Origin of the sequence: Bacteroides sp. M10, assembly GCF_014334015.1 — a bacterium.
Taxonomy (GTDB): domain Bacteria; phylum Bacteroidota; class Bacteroidia; order Bacteroidales; family Bacteroidaceae; genus Bacteroides; species Bacteroides intestinigallinarum.
Map to the genome: position 1 here is coordinate 1,468,654 of NZ_CP060488.1, position 13,147 is coordinate 1,481,800.

A 13,147-nucleotide genomic window follows, 5' to 3' on the forward strand; every position below is an offset into this window, starting at 1 on the left:
AAAGAAAGCTCCTAAAATAAGGAATAAGTTATGGAAAAATATACAGCACCGGACAGAAAACGTATCCCCTATGGCATGATGAACTTTGCAGTAATCCGCCGCGACGACTGTTATTATGTAGACAAAACCCGGTTTATACCCATGATAGAAGAGGCGGACAAGTTTTTCTTCTTTATTCGCCCGCGCCGTTTCGGCAAAAGTCTCACAGTAAGTATGTTGCAGCACTATTATGATATACTTGCCAAGGATAAATTCGAAGCGCTGTTTGGCGACCTTTACATCGGAAAGCATCCTACGCGCGACCGGAACAGCTATCTAGTACTATACCTCAACTTCTCCGGAATAGTAGGCGAACTGCACAACTACCGCAAGGGACTGGACGCGCATTGCCAAACAATGTTCGACTACTTCTGTGACATTTACGCCGACTATCTCCCCAAAGGCATCAAGGAAGAACTCGACAAAAAAGAAGGAGCTGTCGAACAATTTGAATACCTGTTCACAGAATGTAATAAGACCAACCAACGTATTTACCTCTTTATTGACGAATACGACCATTTCACCAATGCCATTCTCTCAGATATAGAGAGCCTGCACCGTTATACGGACGAAACGCATGGCGAAGGTTATCTGCGTGCCTTCTTCAATAAAATTAAAGCCGGAACCTATTCCAGCATCGAACGTTGTTTCATTACCGGCGTAAGTCCCGTGACAATGGACGACCTCACAAGCGGTTTCAACATCGGAACCAACTACTCGCTCACACCGGAATTTAACGAGATGATAGGTTTTACGGAAGAAGAAGTCCGCCAAATGCTTACCTATTATTCCACCACCAGTCCATTCAATCACAGTGTAGACGAACTGATAGAAATAATGAAACCTTGGTATGACAACTACTGCTTTGCAGAAGAATGTTACGGTGAAACCACTATGTACAACTCCAACATGGTACTCTACTTCGTCAAGAATTATATTCAACGAGGCAAAGCCCCCCGGGATATGGTAGAAGACAATATCCGTATCGACTACGAAAAATTACGTATGCTCATTCGGAAGGACAAAGAGTTTGCCCATGATGCCTCCATCATACAAACATTGGTGAGCGAAGGCTACGTCACCGGAGAACTGAAAAAAGGTTTTCCTGCCATCAATATCACTAATCCTGACAACTTTGTGAGTCTGCTTTACTATTTCGGTATGCTCACCATTAGCGGCACGTATAAAGGAAAAACCAAACTCACCATCCCCAATCAGGTAGTCCGTGAACAAATCTACACCTATCTGCTAAGTACCTATAACGAAGCCGAACTTAATTTCAGTAGTTACGAGAAGAACGAACTTGCCAGTGCCCTTGCCTACGATGGCTCTTGGAAAGCTTACTTCGACTATATTGCCAACTGTCTAAAACGCTACACTTCCCAGCGCGACAAGCAGAAAGGTGAATTTTTTGTCCATGGCTTCACACTTGCCATGACAGCACAAAACCGTTTCTACCGCCCCATCTCTGAACAGGACACACAGGCAGGTTATGTCGATATTTTCCTTTGTCCGCTACTGGATATCTATTCCGACATGAAGCATAGTTACATTGTGGAACTGAAATATGCCAAGTATAAAGACCCCGAAAGCCGTGTGGAAGAATTGCGACTGGAAGCTATTGCTCAAGCCAATCGTTATGCTGACACCGATACGGTGAAGAGAGCAGTCGGCACTACACAGCTTCATAAAATCGTAGTTGTATACAAAGGAATGGATATGCCGATATGCGAAGAGGTTTAATACAAAAAAAGAACTCGCATTACAAGCGTATCATGCAAAAAACAGATAGGCTAACAATATGAAAAAATCAATAAAACGTTTGTCAAAACCTTTATAAATGAAGAATTACCCTCATCACAGCTATCTGTAATGAGGGTAATCATGTTAAAAGAGAGTTTCAATACATCTTCTTACTATCAAATTCCTACATGAAAAACTATTTTGTCACCTTGTAAGTTCCACTTACATAATCTTTTGACTTCATCTCTCCGGGAAGAGTTACGGTAGCGGTAACACCCTTAGGAATGGTGAATTCCCAAATCCAAGTGTCACCCTCGTATTTCCATGCGCTCTTAATGAGTCCGGCGGCGGAACGGTATTCGGCAGTTACATGTCCCAATCGCTTGTCTGGAATGGGTTTCATAATGATATGCTTGAAGCCTGGGGTGGCAGGATCGGCTGCGATGCCGGCAACAGTTTCCCAAATCCATTCACATACGCATCCGTAGGCATAATGATTGAAGCTGTTCATACCGCGTGGTCCCATTCCCTTATCTATCATATAGCTGTTCCACCTTTCCCAAATAGTGGTAGCTCCATTGTCCACAGAATACAGCCAGCTTGGGTTCTTACGTTGGAAGAGTAGTTCATAGGCAATGTCTTCCATGCCATTCTCCGTGAGGGTGGCCATAAGGATAGATGTGCCCAGAAATCCGGTCTGCAAGCAAAGGTCGTGTTGTGCGAAGTTTTCGCGCAGGCGGTCTATCATCTTCGCTTTGGCTTCGCCTTCCACAAGCTGGTTTTTCAAGGCGAACAGAGCAGGAGTTTGCATGGTGTTGAGGATGGCGGTTTTGAAAGTGCCATCCTCGTTGAGGAAGTTCTCTTTGATGTATGCTTTTGCCAAGTCGACCATTTGCTGGTATTTGGCAGAATTGCGACCGGTGGCAGCAGCCATGTCGCGCATCATGGAAGCATCTATTACCCAGTAGGAAGCGCTTAGATAGTTCCAATAGCTAATGGCATCAGGAAGCGGACCTTGGGGAGAGAAAGCCAGTCCGCTACAGCTTTCCAGCGGTTCGTAGCTCAACCAGTCGGCCCATTGGTAGTTGCCGTTCTCGCCGCAGAGGGTCTCGTGGTTATACTTGGTGTCGTTGATGTGGTTCATAAACAGGTCCATGGCATTCCAGTTCTCCTCAATGATTTGCGTATCTCCGAATTGTTTCCACACCGTCCAAGGCACAATGATTCCGGCATCGGCCCATCCCAAACGCATTTTCTCATCACCGTATTGTGCTAAGGGAGCCACTCCGGGGAATCCGCCCAAACTGTTCTGGGTGTCGCGCATGTCACGCATCCACTTGTGAAAGAACTTCATGGTGTTAGCAAAGAACGTACCGGTTTCCGCAAACACTTGTGTATCTGCTGTCCAGCCCAGACGCTCGTCGCGCTGCGGACAGTCGGTGGGTATGGATAGGTAGTTGGATAGCTGTCCCCAATAAGTGTTGGAGATGAGCTTGTTCACAAGGTCGTTGCCTGTGGTGATAGTGCCGGTCTCCAGTTCCTTTGTGATGGAAGTGACGGGAATGGATTTCAACGACTTGATGGCGACATTCCCGGTGGCAGTTATGGAAACGTAGCGGTAGCCGAAGAAGGTGCAGTGAGGATAGTAGGCCACATAGTTATCTCCGGCAGCAAAGGTGTAGTCCAAGCGGATACCAGTGTGGGGAATGCGCAGGTTTTCGCGGTGGCAGCTTCCTTCCGGACCGTCCATGCCACGAATCTTGGCACCGTTGCCGTCATTGAGCAACTCTGCGGGAAAGCAAGTCAGCACTGTTCCCTCGGCGGCTTTGAATACGAAAGAGGGTATGCCGGCACAGTTTTGCCCGAAATCCACCACTAATGTCTCTCCCGGACTTATGGTCATCTCCGTGCCCGATGCGAACTCACGGGCGATAATCACTTTACCGAACTCGTTTTCTTTCGCTCTTTCTATCTTCTTCCAAATGTATGCTCTGACAGGAGCGAGGGCGAGATCGGTGCGCAGATAGACCTCCGCTCCGTCCGAAGGCAGAATGTCACCAGAAAATTCGGTATTCTCTTCGGGTGTGGAGAGTTTGTCCACACATTCGTAGCCCATCGGTTCGCGTGCATCATACTCTTCTCCGTCAAAGATGCCGGCATGTTTCACCGGACCGGCAATTCCGGCTTTCCAGTTTTCGAGGTCGGTACCGTAGCACTTCTTAGTTCCGTCAGAAAAAGTCAGTTCCAATACACCGCGGAAGGCACACTTTTTGCCTATCATGCCGTCATATCCTCCGGGGGTTATGATTTTGTCAGCCCACCATCCCGGTGTCACCTGTACGGAGAGCATGTTGTCGGCGTTTGGCTTGGTACGGATGACGTCTGTGATATCATAGGTGAAAGAACGTTTGGTCTTGGCATAGTGTGTGAAGCCCGGTTTCAGGAATTCTCCGCCTACGGGTTTCCCATTCACATACAACTCGTAAACTCCCAGTCCGGCGGTCATCCACTTGGCAGAGATGACTTTCTGTTCATTTTTCACGGTGGACACGAACCAACTGGCACCATCGGCTGCGCGACCGTTGTTATGTCCTTTCACTATAGGAGCGTCTACTGCTGAAATCCATTTGGATTCGTTCCAGGCCGACGCTTCCAATGCGTGAGTACGTTTTCCGACTTCAGTTGCGTTTATCAGTCCGCTATTCGAGAAAAGCGCGAAAATCATTACCGGAACAAGATTCGCAAAACAATGGAAATTCATTTTCATACTTATATGTATTTTTTAGTATTAAAAGATTAACTTAGAAGTGCTGTTTTATGGGACTTGCACAACAAAATTACAGAATTATATGATATGACAGACGATTTCTACATTTTTTTTGACTCAACAATGGTTTCTGTTCAATCTGAAGCTTTTTACGTTGGAGAATCGATTATCGGGCAAAACAACGACATATTGTAAAATAATATAATCAACGCATTCGCTAGTTCTATTGTATCAATTATTTATCAAATAAGAAAAGAAGATGACGGTTATTCATTGCAGTCATTCTTTCTTCTTTACACGAGAACCTCGAAATCGAATAAACTCTATTCAAGTTTTTAATAAATAACGAAGGGGTTTATTAGAAACGGTATCCAAGTTTATTATAAACTCTTTTTTGACGCTTTTAATACCTGAAATAGAATTATTGCAACAAAAATGGGCAAGAACCTTCACAGTTTCTTGCCCATTCGTTATCCTATGTTATGCATTTCGCACATCCACCTATTGAACTTATGTCACAATATTTATATCTTTCATCATTCGTTTTCTATTTTTAATTTCCCCAAATATACGAAATAAAAACGATAAAGTCAATAGAGAAAGCGTGGTTATCTGAAAATAAACACGTAAATTTGTGCCTCGAATTAGAAATAACAGTATAAATCACTATAAATAAAAACTTTATCACTATGGAGTACAATTTCAGAGAAATTGAAAAGAAGTGGCAGAAAAGGTGGGTGGAAGAGAAAACCTACCAAGTTACGGAAGATGATTCGAAGCAAAAATTTTATGTACTAAACATGTTCCCTTATCCATCAGGAGCCGGCCTACACGTAGGACACCCGCTGGGATATATTGCTTCCGATATTTATGCCCGTTACAAACGACTGCAAGGCTTCAATGTACTCAATCCGATGGGATATGACGCATACGGTCTGCCTGCAGAACAGTATGCCATCCAAACCGGACAGCATCCTGCAATCACTACCGTCAAAAATATCGACCGTTACCGCGAGCAGTTGGATAAGATAGGGTTCTCTTTCGACTGGAACCGTGAAATCCGTACTTGCGACCCGGAATATTATCACTGGACACAATGGGCCTTCCAAAAAATGTTCAATAGCTACTATTGCAACGACGAACAGGAAGCCCGTCCTATCGAAGAATTGGAAAAAGCTTTTGCAATCTACGGAAACGAAGGATTAAACGCCGCTTGCAGTGAAGAAATCAGCTTTACTGCCGAAGAGTGGAATGCCAAAAGTGAAAAAGAACAGCAGGAAATCCTGATGAACTATCGTATCGCTTATCTGGGTGAAACAATGGTAAACTGGTGTGCTGAATTAGGAACTGTATTGGCGAACGACGAAGTAGTGGACGGAGTCAGCGAACGTGGCGGCTACCCCGTTATACAAAAGAAAATGCGTCAATGGTGTCTGCGTGTATCTGCTTACGCACAACGCCTGCTCGACGGATTAGATACGATCGACTGGACAGATTCTCTGAAAGAAACTCAAAGAAACTGGATCGGACGCTCGGAAGGTGCTGAAGTGCAATTCAAAGTAAAAGACAGTGATCTCGAATTCACCATTTTCACCACTCGCGCAGATACAATGTTCGGTGTCACCTTCATGGTATTGGCTCCGGAAAGCGAACTGGTGGCACAATTAACTACTCCTGAACAAAAAGCAGAAGTAGATGCTTACCTTGACCGTACCAAAAAACGTACGGAACGCGAACGTATCACCGACCGTAGTGTTACCGGTGTATTCAGCGGCTCGTATGCCATCAACCCGTTCACAGGTGAAGCAGTGCCCGTCTGGATCAGCGATTACGTATTGGCCGGATACGGAACAGGTGCTATTATGGCTGTACCTGCACATGATAGCCGCGACTATGCATTCGCCAAACATTTCGGACTGGAAATTCGCCCGTTGGTAGAAGGTTGTGATGTAAGCGAAGAAAGTTTCGATGCCAAGGAAGGTATCGTTTGCAACTCTCCACGCCTTGAAGTTACTCCTTATTGCGATCTTTCGCTGAACGGACTGACTATCAAAGAAGCGATAGAAACAACCAAGAAATATGTAAAAGAACATAATCTGGGGCGTGTGAAAGTGAACTACCGTCTGCGTGACGCTATCTTCTCACGCCAGCGTTACTGGGGCGAACCGTTCCCTGTTTACTACAAAGACGGAATGCCTTACATGATCGACGAAAGCTGTCTGCCACTGGAACTTCCGGAAGTAGCTAAATTCCTGCCTACCGAAACAGGTGAACCTCCATTGGGACACGCTACTAAATGGGCTTGGGACACAGTAAACAAATGTGTAGTAGAAAATGAGAAGATTGACAATGTAACTGTCTTCCCGCTGGAATTAAATACCATGCCGGGATTCGCCGGTTCTTCGGCATACTATCTCCGTTACATGGACCCACGCAATCATAAAGCACTGGTTGATCCGAAAATCGATCAGTACTGGAAAAATGTAGACCTTTATGTAGGTGGTACCGAACATGCTACCGGACACTTGATCTACTCTCGTTTCTGGAATAAATTCCTGCACGATGTAGGTGTATCTATCATGGAAGAACCATTCCAGAAGTTAGTAAACCAGGGAATGATTCAAGGTCGCAGTAACTTTGTATATCGTATCAAAGATACCAACACCTTCGTTTCGTTAAACCTGAAAGATCAGTACGAAGTTACCCCTATTCACGTAGACGTAAATATCGTATCTAATGATATTTTAGATTTGGAAGCATTCAAGGCATGGCGTCCTGAATATAAAACGGCCGAGTTTATCCTCGAAGACGGAAAATACGTTTGCGGATGGGCAGTTGAAAAGATGAGTAAGTCAATGTTCAATGTTGTCAATCCGGATATGATTGTTGAAAAATACGGTGCAGATACACTTCGTATGTACGAAATGTTCCTTGGCCCGGTAGAACAATCCAAACCGTGGGATACCAACGGAATTGACGGTGTACACCGTTTTATCCGCAAATTCTGGTCGCTGTTTTACAGCCGTACAGACGAATATCTGGTAACGGACGAACCTGCAACGAAAGAAGAATTGAAGAGCCTTCATAAATTGATTAAGAAGGTGACAGGTGATATTGAACAGTTCTCTTATAATACATCTATCAGCGCATTCATGATTTGTGTAAACGAACTCTTCAACCTGAAATGCAGCAAAAAAGAGATTTTGGAACAGCTCATTATCACTCTTGCACCTTTCGCTCCGCATGTTAGCGAAGAGCTGTGGGATGTACTGGGACACGAAACTTCCGTATGCGACGCCCAATGGCCTGCATACAACGAAGAATATCTGAAAGAAGACACTGTCAACTATACCATCTCTTTCAACGGAAAGGCACGTTTCAATATGGAATTTGCAGCAGATGAAACTTCGGACGCTATCCAGACGGCAGTATTAGCCGATGAACGTTCACAGAAGTGGATTGATGGCAAGACTCCGAAGAAAGTCATTGTCGTTCCGAAAAAGATTGTAAACGTTGTTGTTTAAAAACAAATTAGGCACGGATTACACAGATAACACGGTTTTGATTAATTAGAACCACGAAATCCTTGTAATCCGTGCCTAACATAATTATAAATCCAAATGCATAAACTGACAAAAGCGGAAATAATGAGAGAAGTGAAAGATTATATCTACATCACTCTCGGATTGATAAGCTATTCTTTGGGATGGGCAGTATTCCTATTACCTTATCAGATCACTACCGGAGGAACTACCGGTATCGGAGCTATTATCTATTATGCAACAGGATTTCCAATCCAATGGTCATACTTCATTATAAATGCAGTGCTGATGACCTTCGCCATCCGGATATTAGGTCCCAAATTTAGCATAAAAACCACTTATGCTATTTTCATGTTGACCTTTTTACTCTGGTTATTCCAGCTAGTGGTAAACAATTACATAAAAGCACCGGATATGACGCCTGACGGCAAACCGTTATTGCTTGGTATAGGACAAGACTTTATGGCTTGTATTATCGGTGCAGCCATGTGTGGTGTAGGTCTGGGCATCACTTTCAACTACAACGGAAGTACGGGTGGAACAGATATTATCGCTGCTGTTGTTAATAAATACAGAGATGTATCACTCGGACGAATGATTATGATCTGTGATGTATTCATTATCGGTTCCTGTTATTTTATATTCCATGATTGGCGTCGGGTTATCTTTGGTTTTGTCACTCTGTTTATCATCGGTGTTGTGCTCGACTGGATTATCAACAGCGCCCGCCAATCGGTTCAATTCTTCATCTTCTCCAAGAAATATGATGAAATAGCCGACCGGATTATTAAAGATGCCGACCGGGGAGTTACAGTACTCGACGGTACGGGATGGTACAGCAAAAACAACGTAAAAGTGCTGGTAGTACTTGCCAAGAAACGCCAGTCACTCGAAATCTTCCGCCTGGTGAAACGAATCGACCCGAATGCATTCATCTCACAAAGCTCCGTCATCGGTGTATATGGTGAAGGATTCGATAAACTGAAAGTGAAATAGGCAATTCACCAAGCCATAAACAACCTCTGTAAAAACAATATTAAACAATGAAACGCAAACTTGTATTTGCCACCAATAACGCTCACAAACTCGAAGAAGTGGCCGCGATTCTCGGAGATAAAGTCGAATTGCTTAGCCTGAATGACATCGGTTGCCACACAGACATTCCCGAAACAGCTGATACACTGGAGGGTAATGCCCTGTTGAAATCTTCTTTTATCTATAACAATTATCACCTGGATTGTTTTGCCGACGACACCGGTCTGGAAGTAGAAGCGCTGAACGGAGCTCCCGGCGTCTATTCCGCCCGCTATGCAGGAGGAGAAGGACACGACGCACAAGCCAATATGCTCAAACTGCTTCACGAACTGGAAGGGAAAGAGAATCGCAGAGCACAATTCCGCACTGCTATTTCTCTCATTCTGGATGGAAAGGAGTATCTCTTCGAAGGAGTGATAAAAGGCGAAATAATCAAAGAAAAACGGGGTGATTCCGGATTCGGTTACGATCCTGTATTCAGACCGGATGGTTACGATCAAACTTTTGCAGAACTGGGAAACGATATTAAAAATAAAATCAGTCACCGGGCATTAGCTGTAGAGAAACTTTGCGAGTTTCTGCAACGCTGATTATTCTGACTATTGTTTCGTCCAATTTATTACTCTGACATCATTGAATCCATCAACAGTCGATTCGAGTTTTGTGGATTTCTTAACTATATGATACAGAGTTTCATAAAAGAGATATTGCTTACTTCCAAAGAAAATTATTACTTTGCAGAAAAATAAAACGCAATGAAGAAAGTTACATTATTTACTCTACTGACGTTACTATTATGTACTTCATGTGTAACGAAAAAGAAGTTTATGCTCGCAGAGATGGCGGCTACCACAAGCAAAGATAGTTTACAAAGACTATTGACCGACTGCCGTAACACAGGCGACCAGATGTCAGCACAAATCAAGAAACTGTTGCGTGATACAACTCAAATGGGAAACAGTATCCGTCAGTATCAAAGTATCCTGAATGTGAACATGACTGAACAGGAAAAACTGAACGCCCTGTTAAGCCAGAAGAAAAATGAGCTTAGCGAAAGAGAACGCACTATCAACGAGCTGCAGGATATGATTAATGCTCAAAATGACAAAGTGCAGAAACTATTGAGCAGCGTGAAAGATGCATTGCTGGGCTTTAGCACCGACGAACTGACCATCCGTGAGAAAGATGGGAAAGTGTATGTAGCCATGTCGGATAAATTACTGTTCGAATCAGGAAGTGCCCGCTTGGATAAGCGCGGTGAAGAAGCTCTTGGCAAACTGGCCGAAGTGTTGAACAAACAGACAGACATTGATGTATTTATCGAGGGACATACCGACAACAAACCTATCAACACGGTGCAGTTTAAAGACAACTGGGATTTGAGTGTGATTCGTGCTACTTCTGTTGTTCGCATCCTAATTAAGAACTATCATGTGAATCCGCTGCAAATACAACCCAGCGGCCGTGGTGAATATATGCCTGTTGCCGATAATGAGACAGCAGAAGGCAGAAGCAAAAACCGCCGTACGGAGATTATCATGGCTCCGAAACTGGATAAGTTGTTCCAGATGTTGCAGACTTCGGAAGAGGCTAAATAAAAATTATACTATAAAAGATTATATTACCCTATAGAGGTACTAATTAAAAGAGAATATATCAAAACTCTCTTTTCCACAAAATCCCCCACACTACAGATAGTTTGTAGCGTGGAGGATTTTAATTTATAAGGAGTTTAACACTCTATTTGTTATGAAAAACAAACCCTATTTCAATACAAATCCAGTGATATAAACCTTATTCTATTTACTTTCCCCAGTTCGATGGTTTCTTTCCCATCTTAAACACCATCGTACCACCATTTATGATATCCCCATGAGTGATAAAGTAATCCTTATATTTCTTTCCGTTTAAAGTAACCGACTGAATATAAATATCCTCCGGTGACTTGCGCAAGGCTTGAATACGGAATTCCTTATTGCCCGCAAGTTTCAATGTACACTCATCGAAAGCAGGAGTACCAATGATATATCGGCCATCGGCAGGATTTACCGGATAGAATCCCATAGCACTAAACACATACCATGCCGACATCTCTCCACAATCATCATTTCCGGCATATCCGGAAGAAGTATTATTATACAGATTATTTATAATGTGGCTAACGTACTTTTGAGTTTTCCACGGTTGTCCTGCATAGTTGTAGAGGTAAGCGACATGATGGCTAGGTTCATTGCCGTGTGCATACTGACCCACAAATCCCGAAGCATTATCATTTAATTCCCCGCTCCGGTGATGAGTAGTAAAGAATGTATCCAGTTTCTGTTCAAAAGCCTTTGCTCCACCCGTCAGTTCAATCAACCCTTTGACGTTGTGCGGAACATACCAGAAATACTGCCAGGCATTTCCTTCCGTAAACGGATAACCTCCGTTTGCACCGTATTTATAAGGATCGAAAGGTTCCATCCATTCTCCCTTATCATTCTTCGACTGGAAGAAACGAGTTGCCGGATTGAAAAGATTCCGGTAGAATTCAGAACGCTGGTAGAATCGTTGGTAGTCGGTGTCTTTTTTCAGTTTTGCAGCCAGTTGAGCAACACACCAATCATCAAAAGCCTGTTCCAATGTAATGGAAACCGATTGAGTCTGAATATTTTCGGGCATATAACCATACTTCTCCCATACTTCAAAAGGAGAATTAAGATGCGCAGTGATCGAACTGTTGTATACTGCCTCATAAGCCTTTTCCACATCAATTCCAGGGATACCTTTCAGAATGGCATCCGCAATAACAGGGATGGAGTGATTGCCAATCATGCAGTAATTGTCCTGTCCCCATAATTGCCAGACAGGCAGATAACCGTAATAATCATACTGCCGTATCATGCTCTTTACGAAATCGGCCACACGCTCGGGTTCGAGCAAAGTATAGAGCGGATGTACCCCGCGGAAAGTATCCCAAAGAGAGAAAGTAGTATAATGCGTTTCATTACTACTCACCTTACGAGTTGTATAGTCCGCCGCCATATATTCACCGTTCACGTCAGACATCGTATTAGGCTGTATCATCGTATGATAAAGAGCGGTATAGAAAATCTCCTTTTGAAGTTCGGTTCCTTTCACGTCAATCTTTCCCAGTTCCTGTTCCCAGTCGGCATCTGCTGCTGCCACATACCGATCGAAATCCCAATGGGGCGCTTCCTGGTCCATGTTCTGACGGGCGTTTTCCATAGAGACAGACGAAAGGGCTACTTTGCAATTAAGCGGTTTGTCATCCAGTTTTCCAAAGTGGAAACAGCCGTGGAGATTGGTTCCATTAATCACCGCTGTGTTATCGTGTACACGCCCCCCGTCTCTTAACGTAGAGGAAAGAATCGGACTCGAAAATTCCATATAGAAATAAATCTTACGCAATTTGGCCCATCCTGTAATAATGCGATACCCCTCTACAGCATGATTGTTCAGGATACGGATTTGAGAGTTGATGATGCGACGTCCCCAACTGCCTTTATTGGCCGAATGGTCTAAATCCAGTAGTATCTCCGCGTCCTTGTCAGCCGGATACTGATAACGATGAATACCGGTTCTTTGAGTGGTAGTGAGTTCGGCATTGATATTTTCGTCTTTCAACATTACCTGATAATAACCGGGACCGGCTTTCTCTTCTTCATGAGTGAATGCAGAAGAAGTACGTCCGCTACTGGTTGGCATGATGAGAATATCAATTAGGTCGGAAGCCCCCGTACCACTCAAGCGGGTGTGACTGAAACCGTAGATGGTACGCTTATTATAATCATAGCCGGACGCATCTCCCCAGTCAGGAGCTTCATTTGTATCAGGCGAAAGTTGTATCATGCCGAATGGTGAAGTTGCTCCCGGATAATTATTACCCGACAGACCTCCATTGATGGCCCCTGTACCAATGAAAGGATTCACATACTTAGTGATTTCTCCGGCTTGGGAAGTAGCCAAAGCCAGAGAAAAAGCACAGATTCCTGTTATAAACCTATTCATAGCAATTGAT

7 protein-coding genes are annotated in these 13,147 nt (G+C 43.8%); 5 read left to right on the forward strand and 2 right to left on the reverse strand.

Annotation, left to right across the window (positions count from 1 at the left end; translation table 11 throughout):
* The first annotated feature begins 30 nt into the window (after positions 1–30).
* Positions 31–1,782, forward strand: a complete 1,752-nt coding sequence (locus H8796_RS05370; protein ID WP_117933313.1) for an AAA family ATPase — start codon at positions 31–33, stop codon at positions 1,780–1,782.
* 196 nt (positions 1,783–1,978) lie between these two features.
* On the opposite strand, the gene H8796_RS05375 is transcribed toward H8796_RS05370, so the two are convergent.
* Complete coding sequence (locus H8796_RS05375; RefSeq protein ID WP_117933315.1) at positions 1,979–4,549, reverse strand: family 78 glycoside hydrolase catalytic domain; 2,571 nt, start codon at positions 4,547–4,549, stop codon at positions 1,979–1,981.
* A gap of 689 nt (positions 4,550–5,238) precedes the next feature.
* Here H8796_RS05375 and leuS point away from each other — a divergent pair.
* The 4 genes from leuS to H8796_RS05395 all read left to right on the forward strand — a co-directional run bounded on the left by leuS (position 5,239) and on the right by H8796_RS05395 (position 10,724).
* Positions 5,239–8,073, forward strand: coding sequence for a leucine--tRNA ligase (gene leuS / locus H8796_RS05380; RefSeq protein WP_117933317.1), 2,835 nt, complete (start codon positions 5,239–5,241; stop codon positions 8,071–8,073).
* A gap of 96 nt (positions 8,074–8,169) precedes the next feature.
* A complete protein-coding gene (locus tag H8796_RS05385; protein ID WP_117933319.1) occupies positions 8,170–9,087 on the forward strand; it encodes a YitT family protein in 918 nt (305 codons plus the stop codon).
* Positions 9,088–9,134: 47 nt separating this feature from the next.
* Positions 9,135–9,716 carry a non-canonical purine NTP diphosphatase gene (locus tag H8796_RS05390; RefSeq protein ID WP_117933321.1) on the forward strand — a complete coding sequence of 194 codons (582 nt, stop codon included), beginning with the start codon at positions 9,135–9,137 and terminating at the stop codon, positions 9,714–9,716.
* Between the two features lie 165 nt (positions 9,717–9,881).
* A complete protein-coding gene (locus H8796_RS05395) occupies positions 9,882–10,724 on the forward strand; it encodes an OmpA family protein (RefSeq protein WP_117933323.1) in 843 nt (280 codons plus the stop codon).
* Positions 10,725–10,929: 205 nt separating this feature from the next.
* Here H8796_RS05395 and H8796_RS05400 read toward each other — a convergent pair whose 3' ends face one another.
* A complete protein-coding gene (locus tag H8796_RS05400; RefSeq protein WP_117933547.1) occupies positions 10,930–13,137 on the reverse strand; it encodes a GH92 family glycosyl hydrolase in 2,208 nt (735 codons plus the stop codon).
* Positions 13,138–13,147: the final 10 nt, after the last annotated feature.